25 protein-coding genes are annotated in these 21,964 nt (G+C 46.7%); 14 read left to right on the forward strand and 11 right to left on the reverse strand.

Translation table 11 applies throughout. From position 1 onward, the window contains the following. Nucleotides 1-161 precede the first annotated feature (161 nt). Nucleotides 162-710, forward strand: a complete 549-nt coding sequence (locus R7Q46_RS19175; RefSeq protein ID WP_005379096.1) for a gamma carbonic anhydrase family protein — start codon at nt 162-164, stop codon at nt 708-710. Between the two features lie 7 nt (nt 711-717). Here R7Q46_RS19175 and R7Q46_RS19180 read toward each other — a convergent pair whose 3' ends face one another. The 4 genes from R7Q46_RS19180 to R7Q46_RS19195 form a co-directional block, all read right to left on the reverse strand. After that, nucleotides 718-981, reverse strand: a complete 264-nt coding sequence (locus R7Q46_RS19180) for a DUF1488 domain-containing protein (RefSeq protein ID WP_005379090.1) — start codon at nt 979-981, stop codon at nt 718-720. Between the two features lie 3 nt (nt 982-984). Next, nucleotides 985-1,818 (reverse strand): shikimate dehydrogenase, encoded by an 834-nt coding sequence (gene aroE / locus R7Q46_RS19185; protein ID WP_005379088.1) that lies wholly within the window; start codon nt 1,816-1,818, stop codon nt 985-987. 101 nt (nt 1,819-1,919) lie between these two features. Then, nucleotides 1,920-2,837: an oxygen-dependent coproporphyrinogen oxidase gene (gene hemF / locus R7Q46_RS19190; RefSeq protein WP_047104448.1), complete on the reverse strand. Its 918-nt coding sequence runs from the start codon at nt 2,835-2,837 to the stop codon at nt 1,920-1,922. A gap of 47 nt (nt 2,838-2,884) precedes the next feature. Then, on the reverse strand, nt 2,885-3,442 hold the full coding sequence (locus R7Q46_RS19195; protein ID WP_005379084.1) for an L-threonylcarbamoyladenylate synthase: 558 nt from the start codon (nt 3,440-3,442) through the stop codon (nt 2,885-2,887). A gap of 199 nt (nt 3,443-3,641) precedes the next feature. On the opposite strand from R7Q46_RS19195, the gene purE reads away from it, so the two are divergent. Together purE and R7Q46_RS19205 are read left to right on the forward strand one after the other, a co-directional pair. Then, complete coding sequence (purE, locus tag R7Q46_RS19200; RefSeq protein ID WP_017635614.1) at nt 3,642-4,127, forward strand: 5-(carboxyamino)imidazole ribonucleotide mutase; 486 nt, start codon at nt 3,642-3,644, stop codon at nt 4,125-4,127. 4 nt (nt 4,128-4,131) lie between these two features. Beyond that, on the forward strand, nt 4,132-5,265 hold the full coding sequence (locus R7Q46_RS19205; protein WP_182039155.1) for a 5-(carboxyamino)imidazole ribonucleotide synthase: 1,134 nt from the start codon (nt 4,132-4,134) through the stop codon (nt 5,263-5,265). A 65-nt stretch (nt 5,266-5,330) separates the two neighbouring features. Here the strand turns inward: R7Q46_RS19205 and R7Q46_RS19210 are convergent, their stop codons facing one another. The 4 genes from R7Q46_RS19210 to R7Q46_RS19225 all read right to left on the reverse strand — a co-directional run bounded on the left by R7Q46_RS19210 (nt 5,331) and on the right by R7Q46_RS19225 (nt 8,646). After that, nucleotides 5,331-5,900, reverse strand: a complete 570-nt coding sequence (locus R7Q46_RS19210; protein ID WP_053350677.1) for a type I DNA topoisomerase — start codon at nt 5,898-5,900, stop codon at nt 5,331-5,333. Between the two features lie 76 nt (nt 5,901-5,976). Then, on the reverse strand, nt 5,977-6,456 hold the full coding sequence (locus R7Q46_RS19215) for a DUF494 family protein (RefSeq protein WP_005379074.1): 480 nt from the start codon (nt 6,454-6,456) through the stop codon (nt 5,977-5,979). A 2-nt stretch (nt 6,457-6,458) separates the two neighbouring features. Next, nucleotides 6,459-7,568, reverse strand: coding sequence for a DNA-processing protein DprA (gene dprA, locus R7Q46_RS19220; protein WP_053350676.1), 1,110 nt, complete (start codon nt 7,566-7,568; stop codon nt 6,459-6,461). Beyond that, complete coding sequence (locus R7Q46_RS19225) at nt 7,552-8,646, reverse strand: LysM peptidoglycan-binding domain-containing protein (RefSeq protein ID WP_017821578.1); 1,095 nt, start codon at nt 8,644-8,646, stop codon at nt 7,552-7,554. The genes dprA and R7Q46_RS19225 overlap by 17 nt, the downstream gene beginning before the upstream one ends. 138 nt (nt 8,647-8,784) lie before the next feature. On the opposite strand from R7Q46_RS19225, the gene def reads away from it, so the two are divergent. From def to R7Q46_RS19255, 6 genes are all read left to right on the forward strand, one after another. Continuing rightward, on the forward strand, nt 8,785-9,303 hold the full coding sequence (def, locus tag R7Q46_RS19230; RefSeq protein ID WP_005379068.1) for a peptide deformylase: 519 nt from the start codon (nt 8,785-8,787) through the stop codon (nt 9,301-9,303). 33 nt (nt 9,304-9,336) lie between these two features. Further along, nucleotides 9,337-10,284, forward strand: coding sequence for a methionyl-tRNA formyltransferase (gene fmt, locus R7Q46_RS19235; RefSeq protein ID WP_170890924.1), 948 nt, complete (start codon nt 9,337-9,339; stop codon nt 10,282-10,284). Between the two features lie 80 nt (nt 10,285-10,364). After that, nucleotides 10,365-11,648, forward strand: coding sequence for a 16S rRNA (cytosine(967)-C(5))-methyltransferase RsmB (gene rsmB / locus R7Q46_RS19240; RefSeq protein ID WP_025628789.1), 1,284 nt, complete (start codon nt 10,365-10,367; stop codon nt 11,646-11,648). A 63-nt stretch (nt 11,649-11,711) separates the two neighbouring features. After that, on the forward strand, nt 11,712-13,088 hold the full coding sequence (trkA, locus tag R7Q46_RS19245) for a Trk system potassium transporter TrkA (RefSeq protein WP_005379062.1): 1,377 nt from the start codon (nt 11,712-11,714) through the stop codon (nt 13,086-13,088). Between the two features lie 9 nt (nt 13,089-13,097). Continuing rightward, nucleotides 13,098-14,543: a TrkH family potassium uptake protein gene (locus R7Q46_RS19250; protein WP_017821575.1), complete on the forward strand. Its 1,446-nt coding sequence runs from the start codon at nt 13,098-13,100 to the stop codon at nt 14,541-14,543. A 26-nt stretch (nt 14,544-14,569) separates the two neighbouring features. Further along, nucleotides 14,570-15,154, forward strand: coding sequence for a DUF3157 family protein (locus tag R7Q46_RS19255; RefSeq protein ID WP_005379050.1), 585 nt, complete (start codon nt 14,570-14,572; stop codon nt 15,152-15,154). Between the two features lie 33 nt (nt 15,155-15,187). On the opposite strand, the gene trhA is transcribed toward R7Q46_RS19255, so the two are convergent. Then, the gene (gene trhA / locus R7Q46_RS19260; protein ID WP_005379047.1) at nt 15,188-15,841 is read right to left on the reverse strand and encodes a PAQR family membrane homeostasis protein TrhA; all 654 of its coding nucleotides are present in this window, start codon (nt 15,839-15,841) and stop codon (nt 15,188-15,190) included. A gap of 70 nt (nt 15,842-15,911) precedes the next feature. Then, nucleotides 15,912-16,718: a sporulation protein gene (locus R7Q46_RS19265; protein ID WP_005379045.1), complete on the reverse strand. Its 807-nt coding sequence runs from the start codon at nt 16,716-16,718 to the stop codon at nt 15,912-15,914. 296 nt (nt 16,719-17,014) lie between these two features. On the opposite strand from R7Q46_RS19265, the gene R7Q46_RS19270 reads away from it, so the two are divergent. From R7Q46_RS19270 to R7Q46_RS19290, 5 genes are all read left to right on the forward strand, one after another. Next, nucleotides 17,015-17,182 carry a hypothetical protein gene (locus R7Q46_RS19270; protein ID WP_005379043.1) on the forward strand — a complete coding sequence of 56 codons (168 nt, stop codon included), beginning with the start codon at nt 17,015-17,017 and terminating at the stop codon, nt 17,180-17,182. Between the two features lie 166 nt (nt 17,183-17,348). Further along, a complete protein-coding gene (locus R7Q46_RS19275) occupies nt 17,349-17,615 on the forward strand; it encodes a YihD family protein (protein ID WP_033906580.1) in 267 nt (88 codons plus the stop codon). 308 nt (nt 17,616-17,923) lie between these two features. After that, nucleotides 17,924-19,345, forward strand: a complete 1,422-nt coding sequence (gene ccoG / locus R7Q46_RS19280) for a cytochrome c oxidase accessory protein CcoG (protein ID WP_017821570.1) — start codon at nt 17,924-17,926, stop codon at nt 19,343-19,345. A gap of 53 nt (nt 19,346-19,398) precedes the next feature. Further along, nucleotides 19,399-20,385: a serine/threonine protein kinase gene (locus tag R7Q46_RS19285; RefSeq protein ID WP_031777274.1), complete on the forward strand. Its 987-nt coding sequence runs from the start codon at nt 19,399-19,401 to the stop codon at nt 20,383-20,385. Between the two features lie 34 nt (nt 20,386-20,419). Continuing rightward, entirely contained in the window at nt 20,420-21,022 is a 603-nt protein-coding gene (locus tag R7Q46_RS19290; RefSeq protein ID WP_005379036.1) for a thiol:disulfide interchange protein DsbA/DsbL, read from the forward strand. A gap of 46 nt (nt 21,023-21,068) precedes the next feature. Here R7Q46_RS19290 and R7Q46_RS19295 read toward each other — a convergent pair whose 3' ends face one another. Further along, entirely contained in the window at nt 21,069-21,947 is an 879-nt protein-coding gene (locus R7Q46_RS19295; protein WP_137282462.1) for an acyltransferase, read from the reverse strand. Nucleotides 21,948-21,964: the final 17 nt, after the last annotated feature.

A 21,964-nucleotide genomic window follows, 5' to 3' on the forward strand; every position in this document is an offset into this window, starting at 1 on the left:
TCAGCGAGGTGGCATTATAGAGATTGCGATCACATTGGCAAGCCCTTTTTCTCGTTTTTTTTGATTTTTTTATCGTTTGGGTGTTTTTTATTCTAAAAGGCGAGTTTTCACTACTATTCTACCTCCATACACCCTGTAATCGCCCTGAATAAGGAAAAAAGATGAGCTCAATGAGAAGCTACAAAGGTATAAAGCCTGAACTTGGTGAGCGTGTTTACGTTGACCCAACCTCTGTTTTAGTCGGTGATATCCGAATTGGCGATGATTCTAGCATTTGGCCACTGGTAGCAGCGCGAGGTGATGTAAACCACATTCACATTGGTGATCGAACGAATATTCAAGATGGCAGTGTTTTGCATGTCACCCATAAGAACGCCGAAAACCCAAACGGCTACCCATTGATTATTGGTAATGACGTTACGATTGGCCACAAAGTGATGCTGCACGGTTGTGAGATCCACGATCGTGTTTTGGTTGGTATGGGAGCTATTGTTTTAGATGCTGTTGTAATTGAGTCAGAGGTGATGATCGGAGCAGGCAGTTTAGTGCCACCTGGGAAAGTATTAGAAAGTGGCTACTTATATGTTGGAAGCCCAGTAAAACAAGCTCGCCCTCTGTCAGAAAAAGAACGAGCTTTCTTGCAAAAGTCTGCCAACAACTATGTGCAGAACAAAAACGACTACTTAAATGAAGTAAAAGACTTGAACTAAAACCCTGTTAACCGATGATGATATGGCCTTCTTCGTTGAAGGCTTCATCTTCTATTAGCTCTTCAGCCATTTCTTCTAGGTCGAATCGGTAATCAGTAAACACTTTAATTGCCGCTTGCTCAGTTTCAATCAGTGAACCACTGAGCTTTTCTAACTTTTGTTTCGTCACAAAGCACTCTATTAGTGCGCCTGATTGTTGCGCCGAAAAGTTTACCGATTGTGATACTTCATCCCATGATTGAATATCTGGGAATAAGATGGATTGATTCATCGCTTATTGACCTTCAAGATTCTTTCTTAGTTCTCTGAGAATTTGTTTGGCACCAGGACGTAAGCCACGCCAGAGCATAAAGCTTTCCGCAGCCTGCCCAACTAACATTCCAAGACCGTCATACGCATGAGCGGCACCATTCTCTTTTGCCCATAAGTTAAAGCTCGTCACCCCTTTGCCATAAATCATGTCATAGCTTGTACTGTTAGCGGCAAAGATGGAGGATGAAATAGTCGGCAGTTCACCACTAAGAGAAGCGGATGTGGAGTTAATGATGACATCATACTCTTCATCAATACTTGCTATCTCTTTGGCGAGGATAGGACCGTGAGAGACAAACAGCTCTGCAAGCTCCTGTGCTTTACTAAAGGTACGGTTGGTAATGGTTAAAGAGGTCGGCTTTTGATCAAGTAGTGGCTTAATAACACCACGAGCTGCACCACCAGCGCCAATAATTAGGATTCGCGCGCCTTCCAATACAACCTGATGCTGAAGCAGATCTTGCACTAAACCTGCACCATCAGTGTTGTCACCGATGATTTCACCATCGTCTAACTTCTTGAGGGTATTTACCGCGCCTGCTAACTGAGCCCGTTCTGTCAATCGACTAGCAAATTGATAAGCATCTTCTTTAAATGGCATAGTGATGTTACACCCCTTGCCACCTTCAGCAAAAAACACCTTCGCCGCGTCAATAAAACCATCAACAGGTGCACTTTCTGCGGTGTACACCAAAGATTGATTAGTTTGACGAGCAAACAAGGTGTGAATGAATGGCGACTTACTGTGTCCGATAGGATTACCAAACACGGCATAGCGATCGATTTGCTGGGTCATTTCCTTACCTTTGTTCCTTACTTAGATATAGAGAAAACAGGGCCACCTGATTACAGATGACCCTATCACTATCTATCTATATAGAAAAGGAGATTCCGTGCTTACCACTCTCGTGGCGTTAGGTATCGCTCGTAAAGTTCAGCTTCTGGCGATCCCGCTTCTGGCTCGTAGCAGTACTCCCAGCGAGCGAGCGGCGGCATTGACATCAGAATCGACTCAGTACGCCCACCACTTTGTAAACCAAATAAGGTGCCACGGTCATACACTAAGTTGAACTCTACGTAACGGCCGCGACGATATAGTTGGAATTCACGCTCACGCTCACCATACTCGATCTCTTTACGACGAGAAACGATCGGCAAATAAGCCTGGCAATAGCCTTCACCGACGGCTTTGATGTAAGCAAAACACTTATCAAATTCCCACTGGTTTAGATCATCAAAGAACAAACCGCCAACACCGCGAGTTTCATTACGATGTGGTAGGAAGAAATATTTGTCACACCATGCCTTATGCTCTTGGTAAACATCGTCACCAAATGGTGCACAAAGCTGTTTTGCAGTGTCGTGCCATGATTGGCAATCTTCTTCAAATGGGTAGAACGGTGTTAGGTCAAAACCACCACCAAACCACCAAATTGGGTCTTCGCCATCTTTTTCTGCAATAAAGAAGCGGACATTGGCGTGTGAAGTCGGTACATAAGGGTTTTTAGGGTGAATAACCAAAGAAACACCCATCGCTTCAAAACGACGACCCGCTAGCTCTGGGCGATGCGCTGTCGCAGATGCTGGCATTTCTTTCCCTTCCACATGCGAGAAGTTCACGCCTCCCTGCTCGAAAACAAGGCCATCACGCAAAACACGTGAGCGACCACCGCCACCCAGACGCTCTCCTTTTTCACGTTGCCATGCATCTTCGACAAAGACGGCCTTTCCATCTTCTTGTTCTAACTGCTGACAAATGGAGTCCTGAAGTGACATCAAGAACTGCTTTACGGCGTGCTTATCGATCGCTGACATACGTTATTACCTATTACGTGAAACCTAATGATGGCTGGCTAGCAGGGTTAACCCTGTCTTAATATTTGTGAAGTTTTGGCGTCACGAATCTCGCTGGGTTTATCACGACCGCTGGTCTCGCCACGAAGAATGGCGACCAGCTTATCACCCAACTGCTCTTCGACTTCTTCCGTGGTCATACACGGTGGTAAGCCGGAAAGATTCGCGCTGGTAGAGGTTAACGGCTTTCCGAATGCATTACACATTTTTTGCACCAAAGGATGATCAGTCACACGAACCGCAATTGAATCAAACTGCCCTGAAACCCAGTTGGATACTTTATCGCTCGCTGGCATGATCCAGGTGTATGGGCCTGGCCAAGTGGCATGAACAGTCTGTAATTGTTCTTCAGTCAACTGAGATTCATCAATATAAGGCAAGAGCTGATCATAACTTGCCGCGATGAGAATCAGCCCTTTTTCTACCGGACGCTGCTTGAGCTCTAATAGCTTTTGAATTGCTTCTGGGTTATCTGGATCACATCCGACACCAAAAACCCCTTCTGTTGGATAGGCAATCACTTCGCCTTGCTTGAGTGCGTTGAGCACTTGTTCAAAGTTATCCACCGATTACTTCCTATTTGTTTGACTGTGTTGTTTTCACTAAGTGTACAAATATTCATTCTCAGACACTAAAGCAATTTTTTTATAAAATGTATCAATAGCGCCAACAACAAGACGCAAACGTTTGCTTGAGATAAAAATCCCCGTATAATGCGTACAAATTTATAGCTCACCTAATTTTTGCAGCTTAAAGGAGTTTGAGATGAAAGTCGGTATCATCATGGGTTCTAAATCCGATTGGCCAACCATGAAACTAGCAGCGGACATGCTAGACCAATTTGGCGTGCCTTACGAAACAAAAGTCGTGTCAGCACACCGAACTCCTCAATTACTGGCTGACTACGCTAGTGGCGCAAAAGAACGCGGCATCAAAGTTATCATCGCAGGCGCAGGTGGTGCAGCCCACCTACCAGGTATGGCGGCGGCGTTTACTAGTTTGCCAGTGCTTGGGGTTCCCGTTCAGTCTCGTGCACTGAAAGGTATGGATTCACTGCTTTCTATTGTACAGATGCCAAAGGGAATTGCGGTTGGTACATTGGCGATTGGCGAAGCGGGCGCAACAAACGCCGGTATCCTAGCAGCGCAAATCCTAGGTACTCATGATGAAAACATCATGGCGAAGGTAGAAGCATTCCGTAATGAGCAAACGGAAACAGTTCTCGCAAATCCAAACCCTGCAGAGGATTAATCAGATGCATGTACTGGTTCTTGGTGCGGGTCAGTTGGCTCGTATGATGTCTCTGGCTGGTGCGCCACTGAATATTCAAATTTCAGCTTACGATATCAGCAGCGGTGATGTCGTTCACCCTTTAACTCAACAGGTACTTGGCCATGGCTTGGAAAATGCGATTATGCAAGTTGATGTGATTACTGCCGAGTTCGAGCATATTCCACATGACGTGCTCAAGGTTTGCGAAGCGAGCGGCAAGTTTCTACCAAGTACGCAAGCCATCAAAGCAGGTGGTGATCGCCGTATTGAAAAAGCACTGCTTGATGATGCTGGCGTGCGCAACGCGAAATACTACGTCATTGAAACTCGTGAAGACTTTGACCGCGCAATTGAACACGTTGGTATGCCAATGGTTCTGAAAAGTGCATTAGGTGGTTACGATGGTAAAGGCCAATGGCGCTTAAAAGAAGCTTCTCAAGTCGACGACATTTGGACTGAGATGGCAGAGTGCATCGCGGCAACACCAACTCAAGCGATTGTTGCTGAAGAGTTTGTTCCTTTTAACCGCGAAGTATCACTGGTTGGTGCTCGAAGCAAAGATGGCAGTGTGGAAGTGTATCCTCTGGCAGAGAACGTCCACACCAACGGTGTATTGAGTCTTTCTACTGCGATTGATGCGCCAGGGTTACAGGAACAAGCAAAGCAAATGTTCACGGCAGTCGCAGATAGCCTAGATTACGTTGGCGTATTAGCGCTTGAGTTCTTTGATGTCGATGGGGCACTTTTAGTGAATGAGATTGCTCCACGCGTGCACAACTCTGGTCACTGGACACAGCAAGGTGCAGAAACGTGTCAGTTTGAAAACCATCTGCGCGCAGTGTGCGGCTTACCATTAGGCAGTACGAAATTAGTTCGTGAAACCTCAATGATCAATATTCTTGGTGAAGACACACTACCAGAAGCATTGTTATCAATGGATGGTTGCCACCTTCATTGGTATGGCAAAGAGAAACGTGCAGGTCGCAAGATGGGACACATCAACGTGTGTGGCGACTACCCAGGAGAATTGCACCGTAGGCTGTGCGCTCTGGCAGACATCTTAGACCCAATAGCTTTCCCTGCTGTGCAAGCATTCGCTAAACAGCCTCAACACTAACGTTTGGCAGCAAAAAAACAAAAAAGGGTCGCACGATGCGACCCTTTTTAATTCCTTTGATGTATTTACCCTTGCTGGGTGTGCTGACACTTACGATTAGCACATTGCAATTTCACACCACTGGCAAGTTTCTTCTCCACCAACAGAGTAAAACCACACTCTTCGCATCGCCCCTTGACCGGAGCAAGGTTCACAGCAAATTTGCATTTAGGGTAGTTATCACACGCGTAGAAAGTTTTGCCAAATCGGGTTTTACGCTCAACCAAATGTCCTTTGCCACATTCAGGGCAAGCGTGTTGCTCTTGTGACTGCGCCTCTGGCTCTGGTTGATTAATCGACTCAATATGATGACAAGCCGGGTAGTTACTACAACCGACAAACATGCCGTAGCGCCCTTGGCGGAGTACCAACTCATTGCCACACTCAGGACAAGGCACACCCAACTCTTTCACGATGTGCCCATCATTGCTGTGTAGCGGTTTAATGTAATCACAGCTTGGGTAATGGTTACAGCCGAGAAATGGGCCATGTTTTCCGTGCTTGAGAGTCAGCTCACCACCACATTTTGGACACGGCTCGTGCTCCAAAGCGTGTTCATGGGCAGAGAAAAGGGTGTTGTCGATTTTACTACTCATACTTACCGTTTCGTGAAAAACACACAAAAAGACAAACTCGCGTTTATTCTAGCTAAACTCGAACTTGCCCAGATGGTTAGTGAAGAATCCCTTGTTCCTTGGTGTACAACAGCTCTTCCATTAGCGTGTAAGCGTTTTCGTTACCAGGCACATTGAACAGCACCATTAGAATGATCCATTTGAGATCTTCAAGCTCAAACTCACTCGTTTCTAATCCCATCACTCGGTCAATCACCATTTCGCGAGTTTCTGTGGTTAACACATTGATTTGCTCGAGAAACAATAGAAATCCTCGGCATTCCAAATCTAAACGCTGCATCTCTTTCGCTGTGTAGATACGAGTTGATGACGAAGCCATGCAAGTCGAGATTGCAGAAGAGGTGTCACTTTGCTGCAATGCGGCAAGCTCTTCTAACCAGACAAGGGCTTTGTAGATATCTTTTTGTTGGAAGCCTGCACGAAGCAACTCTTCTTCCAACTCGTCTTGTTCGACCTGTAACTCTGCATCGCTATGGATGTAGGTTTCGAATAGATACATCAGTATATCCATCATCATAGCTAGCCCCTCCCCTTTCGAATATAGCCACCTGAAACCGCAACGACATGCCCAGAGAGTTCTAACTCTAAGAGCTGCATCATGACTTCTTGGACAGGTATATTGGTCCTGTTTGCAAGAATATCAACCGGTGTAGCTTCACTTCCTACGTTAGCTAACAGCTGAGGAAATGGCAATTCTTCTTCATCATTTAACGTAGAAAATAAATCGGTACTCTGATTAATAGACCAATCAAGCAAGGACTGTATTTCATCTAAGACATCTTTCGTCTTTTCTACGAGGCAAGCGCCATGACGTATCAACTGGTTTCCACCGCAGGCATTGGGGGCATTGATTGACGCTGGCAGCGCAAATACTTCTCGACCTTGCTCAAGCGCGTAACGAGCTGTAATTAACGAGCCGCTCTTTTTCGCCGCCTCGACGACCAGTACACCAAGCGATAATCCACTAATAATACGATTACGACGCGGGAAGTTTTCTGGGCGCGGCTTGGCATTAGGCCGAAACTCAGACACCAAAGCCCCATGTTCAATAACACGTTGCGCTAAACCACGATGACGTGCCGGATAAATATTTTCTAAGCCAGATCCTAGCACCGCAATCGTCTTACCACCCGCTTGCAACGCACCATCATGCGCATGACCATCAATGCCTAAAGCGAGACCACTGGTGACAATAAAATCGTGCTGAACAAACTCTGCAGCAAACTGACGTGCATGCTGTAATCCATCAATACTCGCATTTCGACTGCCAACCATCGCGATTTGTGGCTGAGAAAGACAAGTAGGGTTTCCTTGAACAAAAAGTAGAGGTGGCGGTGCAACGATTTGTTTGAGTTGAGGTGGATAACGCGGGTCAGTCAGTGTCAGGATATGATGGTTTGTAGAAGCCTCAAGCCAGCTTAAACAAGCATCGACTTCTTTATCTGTTGAAGCCCAAGCTTGAATTTGCTTAGTTGTTAACCCAAGTTGTTGTAGCTGTTCAGGAGAGAAGTTTACGATGTTACGTGGCGTGTCTCTTGCCAGTAGCTTATTCATTTTGACGCCGCCAATGCCTGGTAAACAACTCAGTTTTAACCAGGCAGCGAGATCATCGTTATTTCGTCGATTCATCGATGGTTAATTCGTCCGCCAACGGTGACACCACCGAAATATCTTGGTTAATGGGTTTCGTACTGTTAGTGATCAGTGCCAAGCTAAAGTACTCATAAGGACGAATGACCAGCAACTCACCAACTTTGCTTTGAGGCAAAGTGATTTTCTTATCAAGCACGCCAAACTCTTTCTTGAACTCATCGCCGTCTTTGTAAACTGGGTGCGCGTCTTCTTTTAAATCAAACACACTGCCTTGCTTGAGATTGTCTGACGTGCCTTTATCAATCACCACGACTTGGTTAGTTGAACTAAAGCGAATACCTTCGATATTACCTAGCAACTTTGCAGAACTGCCTTGTGGCGACGGCAGCGGATAGAACGTAGTCGTGAAGTCAGTATTCTCAACCGATTGATTTGGCAACGCGATATCGTTACGTAGGATTTCTTGCATTTGCGATGTAAGCTTCAAACCTGAATAATCACTCGAAGCTTCAACGAGCTCGCCTTTGGCAATCAAACGCAGCGCGGTAATCTCTTCGGACACATCGTCACGCGAAAAGGTAGCTACTGGTCGGTAAATAGCCCAACCTGTCGCGGTCTGATTGCCATTGATATACAGCACATCTTCTGCAGTCAGATACTTACTGCCTTTGCTGCTACCCATCACTTTTGCTGCTCTGTTCAACGAATCTTTATCTAGCAACCGATCCGATTTGAGGTAAGGCATCACCAAACCTTCCGCGACCGTTGGTACGGCTTTCTTTTCTGTGATGCGAGCTTTCGGGCTCAGCTTCTTAACCGGTTTTAGGCTCAACACGGGCTGACCGTTAATCCACACCAAAGACAGCTTGTCTCCAGGATAAATTAAATGAGGGTTGTCGATTTCCGGGTTTACTTGCCATAAACGAGGCCACAACCACGGGCTATCCAAGTACATGGCCGAAATATCCCATAGCGTATCGCCCTTCACGACTACATACGTTTGTGGCGCATCATCTTTAACTGTCAGTGGGTTCGCATCCACATTTGCTACAGCGTTGAAAGAGAAAAGTAACGGCAACGTAACACTGGCAACGTTGCGGAAAATTCGATTCATGACCCTCGTCCTTGGTCTATTAAGCAGGAACCAGAATGGAAATTGGTGCAAGGATGCTGTCATTTAGGCTATAAAATGTCTAGAATTGAGCCAACAAGGTTTGTGCTGTTTCGGCACAGTTCAATATTTCGAGTGAATATGTCTGTATTACAAGTATTAACATTCCCGGATGATCGCCTGCGCACAGTCGCAAAGCCTGTTGAAGCGGTGACACCTGAGATTCAAAAAATCGTCGATGACATGATTGAAACCATGTACGACGAAGAAGGTATTGGCCTTGCTGCAACGCAGGTTGATATCCACAAACGTATCGTAGTGATTGATATTTCAGAAACTCGCGATGAGCCGATGGTGCTAATCAACCCTGAGATTCTGGAAAAGCGTGGCGAAGATGGCATCGAAGAAGGCTGTCTGTCGGTACCAGGTGCACGCGCACTTGTGCCTCGCGCTGCAGAAGTTACCGTTAAAGCACTGGATCGTGATGGCAAAGAGTTCACCTTTGAAGCCGACGACCTGCTAGCGATTTGTGTTCAACACGAGCTTGATCACCTACAAGGTAAGCTATTCGTGGATTACCTATCACCACTGAAACGCAAACGCATTCAGGACAAGCTAGCAAAAATCAAACGCTTTAACGAGAAGCAGCAAAACGCTTAATCTCGAACCATCCCAATTAGAAGGAAGTCTACCTTGAGTCAGTCTTTACGTATTGTCTTTGCAGGTACTCCGGATTTCGCCGCCCGTCACTTGGCGGCGTTGTTGTCTTCGGAGCATGAAGTCATCGCGGTTTACACAAACCCAGATCGTCCAGCGGGTCGTGGCAAAAAAATGGCTGCGCCACCGGTAAAACAACTGGCGCTAGAACACAATATCCCGGTTTACCAACCTGAAAGCTTTAAGTCCGACGAAGCGAAACAAGAACTTGCAGATCTGAACGCCGACCTCATGATTGTCGTGGCGTACGGTATGCTGCTGCCACAAGCGGTTCTTGATACCCCTAAACTGGGTTGTATCAACGTACATGGTTCTATCCTACCTCGTTGGCGTGGTGCGGCTCCAATCCAACGCTCTATTTGGGCGGGCGATGCAGAAACTGGCGTGACCATCATGCAGATGGACATCGGTCTCGACACTGGTGCTATGCTGAAGATTGCAACTCTGCCAATCGAAGCGACAGATACCAGCGCTTCAATGTACGAAAAATTGGCTGAGCTTGGCCCAGAAGCCCTGATTGACTGCCTAGCAGACATTGCTGCGGGTAAAGCAGTGCCAGTGAAGCAAGACGATGAGCTCGCGAACTACGCGAAAAAGCTCAGCAAAGAAGAAGCACGCATCAACTGGAACGACGATGCGGCGCATATTGAGCGCTGCGTTCGTGCATTTAACCCATGGCCAATGAGCCACTTTGAGGCGGCAGAAAACAGCATCAAAGTATGGCAAAGCCGTGTGGCAGAGCAAACCAGTGACAAGCCAGCCGGCACCATCGTACAAGCAGATAAAACCGGTATTTATGTTGCGACAGGCAACGGCGTACTGGTGCTAGAGCAACTGCAAGTTCCTGGCAAAAAAGCCATGTCAGTTCAGGATATTCTGAATTCGCGTGCGGCTTGGTTTGAAGTTGGCACTCTGCTGGTTTAAGCCATACTAGGGGTTATTATCCCCGATTATACGAACTTTTAGAGGGCAGAGATGCCCTCCTTTACTTTAAGGTACTCATCATGAATGTTCGCGCTGCGGCTGCTAACGTCCTGTATCTTGTCGTCGACAAGGGCCACTCACTTTCAAGCGCTCTTCCAGCGGCTCAACAAACGGTACGACCTCGTGACCACGCTCTGTTACAAGAGATCTGTTACGGTGCGCTACGTTACCTACCTCGCCTAGAAATGATCGCAAACCAATTGATGGATAAGCCGCTAAAAGGCAAACAACGTGTATTCCATCACCTAATTCTGGTTGGTATTTACCAACTGAGCTTCATGCGCATTCCTGCGCACGCAGCTGTCGGTGAAACGGTTGAAGGCACTAAAGAGCTGAAAGGTCCTCGTCTGCGTGGTTTGATTAACGCGGTATTGCGTAACTACCAGCGCAACCAAGAAGAACTCGACCAAATGGCCGTCAGCAACAACGCTGGCAAGTACGGTCACCCAAGCTGGTTACTAAAACTGCTGCAAGAGGCCTACCCACAGCAATGGGAAAGCATTGTTGAAGCGAACAACCAAAAAGCACCAATGTGGCTGCGTGTGAACCATCAACACCACACTCGTGATGAATACCTTGCGCTGCTCAAAAATGAAAACATTGATAGCACGCCACACACAGAAGCAATGGACGCCATAAAATTGGCCGCACCATGTGACGTGATGAAGCTACCTGGTTTTGAAAAAGGTTGGGTTTCGGTCCAAGATGCGGCGGCGCAGCTCTCGATCAACTATCTAAAACCACAAGACGGCGAACTGATTTTAGATTGCTGTGCAGCGCCAGGTGGCAAGACGGCGCACATTCTAGAGCGCACGTCAGGCAGTGAAGTGGTCGCGATTGACTGCGACGACACACGCTTGAAACGTGTGCATGAAAACCTGAAGCGTCTCAACCTTCAGGCAAAAGTGGTTTGCGGTGATGCGCGTAATCCACAAGAATGGTGGCAAGGCGAGCAATTTGATCGCATTTTGCTGGATGCCCCATGTTCTGCGACTGGCGTGATTCGTCGTCACCCAGACATCAAATGGCTACGTCGTGCAGACGACATCGCCGCATTAGCAGAGCTACAAAGTGAAATTTTTGATGCCATGTGGACGCAACTGAAGCCCGGCGGCACCATGGTTTACGCGACTTGTTCAATCACACCGCAAGAAAACGTGGAGCAAGTAAAAGCGTTTTTAGCACGTACCGCGGATGCGCAACTGCTGGATTCTGATCCCGACCAGCCTGGTCGTCAAATTCTACCAGGCGAAGAAGATATGGATGGTTTCTACTACGCAGTGCTAACTAAAACACACGCGTAACAGCATGCTAAATAGGGCGATTGAAGCGATTTCAATCGCCTTTTTCAGATACGAGAAAAGAGTATGAAGATCATTATTCTTGGTGCAGGTCAGGTTGGCGGCACACTGGCAGAAAACCTAGTGGGTGAAAACAACGACATCACCATCGTCGACAATAATGCCGACCGACTGCGTGAATTGCAGGACAAATACGACCTACGTGTAGTCAATGGCCATGCGAGCCATCCAGACGTGCTACACGAAGCTGGCGCGCAAGACGCCGATATGCTCGTCGCAGTAACCAACACTGATGAAACCAACATGGCCGCCTGTCAGGTCGCGTTCACTCTATTCAATACCCCAAACCGCGTTGCGCGTATTCGCTCTCCAGAATACTTGGCAGAAAAAGAAGCCCTGTTTAAATCTGGCGCCATTCCTGTTGATCACCTTATCGCACCAGAAGAACTCGTCACGAGCTACATCGAACGTCTGATCCAATACCCAGGCGCGCTGCAAGTGGTGAGCTTTGCTGAACAGAAAGTCAGCCTAGTGGCGGTGAAAGCCTACTATGGTGGCCCGTTGGTGGGTAACGCGCTGTCTGCTTTGCGTGAGCACATGCCGCACATCGATACCCGTGTGGCGGCGATTTTCCGTCAAGGCCGTCCGATTCGCCCACAAGGTACCACCATCATTGAAGCCGACGATGAAGTGTTCTTCGTTGCAGCAAGTAATCATATTCGCTCAGTGATGAGTGAGCTTCAGCGCCTAGAAAAACCGTACCGCCGCATCATGATTGTTGGCGGGGGTAACATCGGCGCAAGCTTGGCAAAACGCCTAGAGCAAACTTACAGCGTGAAGCTGATTGAGCGTAACTACCAGCGTGCAGAAAAGCTCTCTGAGCAACTAGAAAACACCATCGTGTTCTGCGGTGATGCGGCAGACCAAGAGCTTCTCTCGGAAGAGAACATCGACCAAGTCGACGTCTTCATCGCGCTGACCAACGAAGATGAAACCAACATCATGTCTGCAATGTTGGCAAAACGCATGGGCGCTAAAAAAGTGATGGTGCTGATCCAACGTGGCGCTTATGTAGACCTAGTACAAGGCGGCGTAATTGATGTAGCAATCTCACCTCAGCAAGCCACTATTTCAGCCTTGCTAACGCACGTTCGTCGCGCTGATATCGTAAACGTATCCTCACTTCGCCGCGGCGCTGCGGAAGCGATTGAAGCCGTCGCTCACGGTGATGAAAGTACATCTAAAGTGGTTGGACGTGCGATTGGAGACATTAAACTGCCACCTGGGACCACCATTGGTGCTATCGTTCGTGGCGAAGAAGTTCTTATTGCCCACGACCGTACGGTCATCGAGCAGGATGACCATGTGGTGATGTTCCTGGTCAACAAAAAATACGTATCAGACGTCGAAGCGCTATTCCAGCCGAGTCCATTCTTCCTCTAGGATTTTCCTATGGTCAACTTACGTCCCGTACTGTTTGTTATCGGGCTAGTTTTATCCAAACTGGCCCTGTTTATGTACGTGCCGACTTTGGTCGCTTTCTTTACCGGTACGGGGGGATTCCTCGATTTCGCCCAAGCCGTTGTGATCACGCACCTTGCCGCCTTCATCTGCCTAACGATAGGTCGAACCGCCAAGTTCAAACTCAGCGTACGTGATATGTTCCTCATCACCAGTTTGGTTTGGACCATCGCGAGTGCGTTTGCCGCCTTGCCATTTGTGTTTATCAACCACATCAGCTTCACCGACGCCTACTTCGAAACGATGTCGGGTATCACCACGACGGGCTCAACGGTGCTCAGTGGCCTAGACAACATGGCGCCGAGCATATTGTTGTGGCGCTCTATTTTACAGTGGCTTGGTGGCATTGGTTTTATCGTAATGGCGGTAGCAGTGCTACCTATGCTGAATGTCGGTGGTATGAAGCTATTCCAAACCGAATCATCAGATTGGTCGGATAAAAGTAGTCCAAGAGCGAAAACGGTCGCCAAAAACATCGTAGCGGTTTATTTGATGCTAACGGGCCTATGTATTTTGGGCTACTTGATCACCGGCATGAACCTGTTCGAAGCAATCAACCATGCCTTTACTACGCTATCGACGGGTGGATACTCTACATCTGATGGGTCAATGAACCACTTCTCTAATGGCGCACATTGGGTGGCTACTACCTTTATGTTCTTAGGTGGTTTGCCGTTTTTGCTCTTTATCGCCGCATTACGTAAACGCCGTATTGATGTGTTGGTTAACGACGCTCAAGTTAGAGGATTTGCGTACCTGTTCGTATTCTCTAGCTTAGTGATTTCAGCTTGGCTAGTGATTCGAGATGGGTACACCATTTTGGATGCCCTGCGAGTGTCGATGTTTAATATTGTCTCTGTCGTCACCACAACTGGCTTTGGCTTAGAAGACTTCACCGCATGGGGCGCATTACCCACTACTCTTTTCGCATTCTTAATGATGGCGGGAGCATGCTCAGGATCAACGTCTGGCGGGATCAAAATCTTCCGCTTCCAAATTGCGATGACGCTGCTAAACAAACAAATGATGAAGTTGATTCACCCTTCAGGGGTGTTTGTACAGCGTTATAACCAGCGACCGGTGAATGATGATATTGTTCGCTCAGTGGTGGCATTTGGCTTGATGTTTTTTATCACCATTATCTTTATCGCGGGTTGTTTAAGTGCTCTTGGCCTCGACCCTGTGACCAGTATTTCTGGCTCAATCACCGCCGTTGCCAATGTTGGCCCTGGTATGGGCAGTGTGATTGGCCCGACAGGCAACTTCGCGCCTCTGCCCGATACTGCCAAATGGCTCTTAAGCTTTGGGATGTTAATGGGCCGCTTGGAAATTCTGACTATTCTTGTACTGTTCTTTCCTGCGTTTTGGCGCCGCTAAGCAGACTCTAATTAAAAGGTATAACAATGAAAACATGGATTACTCTGGCGACCCTACTTGCCGCCTCATCCACATACGCCGCCGAGGTCATCACTTTAGCCGATGGTCGAGAAGTGAAGTTGAACGATGACTTTACCTGGGAATACGTCATGAAAAAACCGGCGCAGCAAGCGACGGAGACACAAACAACAGCAAGCGTAGTTGAAACAATCGCAGCTCCTGCGATTGCGACAATTCCAGTGGTAACGAAAACCGTTGGCACGACCGTGGTGGTAAACGCCAAAAAGCCAACCATGCAGCTATCAGATTCAGGTGTGGATGTATTGATTGGTTCAGCAAGCTATCAAAGCGGTGAGCTTATTTTGCCTACATCAATCACTAACCAAAGCTCTCAATCTGTCATTCAAGTGGAAGTTGAGGTGCAAGTGTTTGATATGTCTGGTCAGCAACTGGCAAAAGAAAACGTGACGGTTTGGCAATCCATCAAGCGCATGGCGGATACCTACCTGAGACCACAGCAAGCGGAACAAGGTAAGAGCATTAAATTGGCTGTACCGCAATCACAGCAATACCAGTTTTCTGCCAAAGTGCTAGAGGTAAAAACTCGCTAATACGTGTTTAATATTCTTTGTTGAGCCTATCGGCTAGATAGGCTCAACAAAGTAATAAATCGCAAAGAAATGGCACACGCAGCCAGCCAAAACAAAGCCGTGCCAGATCGCATGGTTAAAGGGAATACGCTTCGCAACGTAGAAAATCACCCCCAGTGAATACACAATTCCACCAGCGGCGAGCAGTGTAAGTCCGCCGACATCCAAGTTAATAGCTAATTGATAAATCACAATCAACGATAACCATCCCATCACCAAATACGTCATCAAAGAAAGCTTTTTAAATCGATAGACGAACGCAACTTTCATGATGATGCCGATCAACGCAATGCTCCAAATAACGATCATCAACCCAAATGCTAGAGGTGTTCTTAAGCTGACTAACAAGAAAGGGGTATAGCTGCCTGCTATCAAAAGATAAATAGCACAATGGTCGAAGGTTTTTAGCCAACGTTTCGCTTTGGGATGAGGGATCGCATGATAGAGCGTCGAGGCCAAAAATAGCACGATAATACTCGCACCATAAATCGCCATACTGGTAAGCGTTAAAGTGTCAGCTTGATGGTCTATGGCTTTAACTAACAGCAGTATCAAGCCAACAATACCAAAAATCATCCCTATACCGTGGGTGATGGTATTGGCCAGTTCTTCACGTTGACTGTATTGAGGTTTCTGCAGTTCGGACATCAATGCGCCTATACTAGAGTTTGAAATTTGCTCTAGTATGGCACATTAGGCTTACACGTGTAAGCTTAAATTAAGACTCATGAACGGCAGTAGTTTGATCGAGATAATTGAGGACAAGTTCGCCAACTTGATCTGGCTTAGTCGTGGCAGGGATGGTCAGCTCTCGCTTGAGTTTGCCACTACCCAGTAAGCTCGCGAGCATGCCACCTTGCCCCTTGCGTGTGCGGTCAACTTCAAACCACAACTTGAGCTCTTGCTCACTTCGGTGGGCAACAAATTCTAATTCGCGCCACACGCCGTGGTAAGGTCCGTCGGTTGGCACCAGTTCAAACTCTTGCACAAATGGTAGATCGAATCCTTTCACTTCCTCGCATTCCACCTGGCGAATTCGTAAACCTTGCGCTTCAAATGCAGATAGTACCGCATCCATCAGTGGATCAGGTCGAACGGTGAGGATGTCTTTATCAGTCGGATCCAAAGCAGCAGCAACGTCTAAGCCGGTTTCTAACCATACTTTGGCATCACCAATGGTGACAGGCGTGTTCCAAGGCACATCGAGCTTAACATCGAAGGTACGCTCTTCGCCGGAATGGATGGTAAATGCGTAAGGGAGACTCCACTTAGCAAGCACATGAGTTTGAGGTACTCGGCGCATGCTGTGTCCTTCTCGCGCACCACGGTCATCAGGGGCTTCTGCGATGTAGCGGCAACAGAGTTTTAAATCAATGTTGTCGATCGCTTGTTCAGTCGCACCACCATATACATGGATCGACACATCCACACTTTGACCTGGGTATAGCACGTCTTGGTTTAAGATTGAGTCTACCTTCGCGCTCCCAATCCCAAAACTGGCAAGTGTCTTCTTCAAAAATGACATAGGCACCTCCTTCATCGAGATCTCATACTACTACTGCTGATCGTGGGATCAAACAAAAATTGCCTCGAACATCGCGACAAAATGACAAAATCTAAACAATTCAATTGCTCAACTATCGACCAATTATTACAAGGATGCTAATCTTACACTTGATATGCATGCATATCGGTATTCCTGACTCATTAACTGGATTGGCGAGAGCCAGAAGAGTGATTCTTCAATCTTGTTGGAGCCTAGCTCATAATGATTCAGGCCATTACATCGGCAATGGATATGCCTGACAGTTAGGTAAATTAATGCGCCCAACAACAGTCAGGTTCGCACACACTAATACTAGTGCAATGCGCCGCCGCAGTGGCTTTACTACTGCACCAAAGGCAAAGCAAGTTGCGCCAGCAATGACATTGGTTGAGAAGACAGCAATGATGTCGAGTGTTCCGGCCAAAGTTATCAAAGCAGCTTAATCAAAAGCGCGGCGCCAGCTGCGCTTTTTTCTTTGCACGCGACTCATAAAGCTTCAAAGACTTAGAACAAACTACAGTGAAAGAGATAGTTTTTCCTATTTGGTCTTCGCAAAGCAATTTGGTACCTTTACTGCTAATTACACCTATAAATTCTGTGGAGAAAGAAATGAAGTGTCATCGCATTGAAGAGCTGCTTGAGCTACTAGAGCCTGAATGGCATAAAGAGCAAGAGCTGAACCTATTGCAGTTCATCGTTAAGCTGGCAAAAGAAGCAGGCTATGAAGGAAAGCTAGAAGATCTGACCGACGATGTACTGATCTACCACCTTAAAATGCGTAATAGCAGCAAAGATGAAATGATCCCTGGACTCAAAAAAGACCAAGAGGACGATTTTAAAACGGCGATCCTACGCGCTCGTGGCATCATCAAATAACCAGCTCAACAGCCAGTATTCTTTAAGCGACTCTCTCTGTGAGTCGCTTTTTTATAACCAAAGTTTTTAGTCCCACAATTGGTTATAACTGTTCAGCCAATTATCAGGTTAACTGTACTGATTTTTGTTGTTAAACATTGACTGCGTTAAAGAAACGGAATTGTTATTGATTGTATAATCGCCGTTCATCAGTATTTACTAAAATAATTATGTTCGGTCATCTTTATGACGGAACGAGCAGCAATGTCATCGAGCGACATCAATAGAAATGACGCCGTACATTATAAAAGCCTAAGAAGGATGAGTGCATGAGTCAGGACAAGATCGATATCAAAGATGTGACTCCTAAAACCTATAATCCCAAAACCCACAAAGGAAATGGGGATCGGTTTAACCCAAGTAATCGCATCTATGTACGCGAAAGTAAAGGAACTTACCAGAAACTACGTCGTTACGGTGGTTGGTTCTTACTACTTCTCTTCGCTTTGATACCGTGGATTCCTTACGGTGAACGTCAAGCGATCTTGCTTGATATTGGCAACCAGCAGTTCAACTTTTTCGGTACCACACTGTACCCACAAGATCTTACCCTACTCGCCTTGCTGTTTGTGATCGCGGCGTTTGGGTTGTTCTTTATTACCACCTTCTTAGGTCGGGTTTGGTGTGGCTATCTCTGCCCACAAACCGTCTGGACCTTCATGTATATCTGGTTTGAAGAGAAGCTGGAAGGTAGTGCCAATAAACGCCGTAAACAAGACTCCAATAAGCTGACAGCGAATTTAGCGATGCGTAAAACCGTCAAACATATAGCTTGGTTTGCCATTGCACTCGCCACTGGTTTTACTTTTGTTGGCTACTTCGTGCCAATGAAGCAATTGGTTATCGACTTTTTCACCTTTAACGCCAACTTCTGGCCCGTCTTTTGGGTAATGTTCTTTGCCATTTGTACTTATGGTAATGCTGGTTGGATGCGTTCCATCATGTGTATTCACATGTGTCCTTACGCGCGCTTCCAGTCTGCCATGTTTGATAAAGACACCTTCATCGTTGGCTACGATGCAAAACGTGGGGAAAAACGTGGCCCACGTCCGCGTAAAGCCGATCCAAAGCAACTTGGTTTGGGTGATTGTATTGATTGTGATTTGTGTGTGCAGGTGTGCCCAACAGGTATCGATATTCGTGACGGCTTGCAGTATGAATGTATCAACTGTGGCGCCTGTATTGATGCGTGTGATAACACCATGGATCGCATGGGCTACGAGAAAGGCCTAATTAGTTATACCACCGAGCATCGCTTATCGGGTAAGAGTACCAAAGTCATGCGTCCGAAGCTGCTAGGCTATGGTGCCGTACTACTCGTCATGGTCGGTCTTTTCTTTGCCCAAATTGCAGCGGTAGACCCAGCCGGCATGAGTGTTATTCGCGACCGTAACCAACTGTTCCGCGTTAATGGCTCGGGAGAAGTAGAAAACACCTACACCCTCAAGGTGATCAACAAAACTCAGCAAGTGCAAGAGTACTCGTTGGATGTTGAAGGGCTATCCGATGTAAGCTGGTATGGTAAGCAGACAATTCAGGTCCAGCCAGGTGAGGTATTAAACCTGCCAATGAGTCTTGGTGCCGATCCTGACAAGCTAAACTCTGCGATTACGACAATTCAGTTTATACTCACCGATAAGAGCAACGAATTCACTATTGAAGTAGAAAGCCGTTTTATTAAAAAACTATAGCGCTACTTCAGTGACTAACGGAAAAAGGCTCAGTAATGAGCCTTTTTGTTTATATGTCCCAAAGTATGTTTAACTTTGACGCCCTTACCCCAGACTTTATGTGGTACGCGTTAGAAAGCATCGGCGTTCGCGCAGAATCAGGCTTTCTTCCCCTCAATAGCTACGAAAACCGTGTTTATCAATTCACTGACGAAGAGCGTCGTCGTTATGTCGTCAAGTTTTACCGTCCTGAACGTTGGAGCAATGAACAGATCCAAGAGGAACACGACTTTACTTTAGAGCTGATTGGCAATGAGATCCCCGTCGCACCACCTGTGCGCATCAACGGTGAAACCCTGCATCACTATCAAGGCTATGCTTTTGCGCTGTTTGATAGCGTGGGTGGTCGCCAATACGAGGTTGACAATTTAGATCAGCTCGAAGGTGTAGGGCGTTTCCTTGGCCGAATCCATAAAGTCGGCAGCCGCCAAGCCTTCCAACATCGTCCTACTATTGGCTTACAAGAATACCTGTATCAACCAAGAGAGATTCTGCAAAACGCCAATATGATTCCAATGCACTTGGAGAACAGCTTCTTCAATGACTTGGATATGCTGATCAAATCAATTGAAAGCCACTGGCAAGAAGGCTTCAATATCATTCGTTTGCATGGCGATTGCCACCCAGGCAATATTTTGTGGCGAGATGGCCCTATGTTTGTTGATTTGGATGACGCTCGTAACGGCCCTGCAGTACAAGACTTATGGATGTTATTGAACGGTGAACGCCAAGACAAACTGATGCAGTTGGATATTGTTTTAGAGGCTTACCAAGAGTTTTGCGACTTTAATCCTGCAGAATTGAAACTAATCGAGCCACTTCGCGGTCTACGAATGGTGCACTATATGGCATGGCTAGCAAAACGTTGGCATGACCCTGCATTTCCTCTCGCTTTTCCATGGTTTAATGAGCCAAAATACTGGGAAGGTCAGGTCCTTGCATTTAAAGAGCAGATCGCCGCTTTAGAAGAAGCACCGCTGTCTTTAATGCCTCAATGGTAAGTCAGGCCAAAAATTCAAAAATGGAGATATTTCGATGAAAAAACTGTTCGCACTGTTTTCTATGCTGATGTTAAGCCTGTCGGCACATGCAGCGCAATTCAAAGAAGGTGAACATTACAAAGTATTGGATCTTGAGGCATCAAAAAAACCTCTTGTGACGGAGTTTTTCTCTTTCTACTGCCCGCACTGTAATAGCTTTGAACCAGTTATCCAGCAACTGAAAAAGCAGTTGCCAGAAGGTACTAAGCTATTAAAAAACCACGTTTCTTTCATGGGTGGCAACATGGGCCCATCAATGAGCAAAGCCTACGCAACGATGGTTGCATTAAAAGTGGAAGACAAAATGGTGCCAGTGATGTTTAACCGCATCCACAATCTAAAGAAGGCGCCACGTAATGATGAAGAACTTCGTCAAATCTTCCTTGATGAAGGTGTAGACGCGAAAAAATTCGATTCTGCATTCAAAGGCTTCGCGGTTGATTCAATGGTTCGCCGTATGGACAAGCAATTTGAAAACAGCGGTCTAACCGGCGTTCCTGCGGTTATCGTTAACAACAAATACCTAGTTCAAGCACAAAGCATCAAAACGATGGATGAGTACTTCTCTCTGGTGAACTACTTGCTGACACTAAAATAAGCACATCGATATCAATCAAAAGGGGAGCACGTCGCTCCCCTTTTGTTTATTTGTAAATCTCTTGTAGTAACCGATCTTTTTCTTGCCACACATCACCCAACCATTGCTGAAATTGCCGCTTATAGGGCTTATCGTTGAAGTAATCACCGAGCACTCGTTCATCAACGGGTAACACATTTACACGCACAACCACCTTGCTCATGCGACCCATCAATAAATCCTTGAACGGTTTATGCGTATTTTCTGGGTACGCCAACGTAACGTCGATAATGCTCTCGAACTGTTCCCCCATCGCCGCTAACGTGTACGCAATCCCGCCCGATTTTGGTTGCAGCAAATATTGATAGTTTGCTTTACTCTTACGCTGCTTTTCTTCGGTAAATCGAGTTCCTTCGACATAGTTAACCACTGTGGTTGGACTGTGTTTGAACTTAGCGCACGAGCGACGTGTCGTCTCTAAATCTTGACCTCGCTTATGAGGGTTGCGGATCAGATACTCTCGCGAATAGCGACGCATAAATGGCATATCGAGCGCCCAACACGCCATCCCGATGAAAGGCACATACAGCAGTTGTTGCTTGAGGAAAAACTTCGGCATGGGAATACGGTCTTTAAACACGCAGCAAAGCACAACAATATCTGTCCAACTGAGATGGTTACTGATCAGCAGATACCACCCGTCTTTTTTAAGCGCTTCACCGCCCTGAACATCCCACTCAACACGGTTAGATACCGCCAGAATGCACGCATTAACGGTAGCCCATAACCACATCACCTTATTGGCACAAGCGGTCGCTATCGCTTTTAGCTTTACGCCAGGAAGCAATATTTTAAATACAGCGATAACACAAATTGCGAGTGAACAAACCGCAGAATTGAGAATCACAAAAGAAGCGTTAAAAAAAAATAACAAATATGCCAACATGATAGTCAAACAACAGT

Source organism: Vibrio sp. 811, from assembly GCF_033339195.1.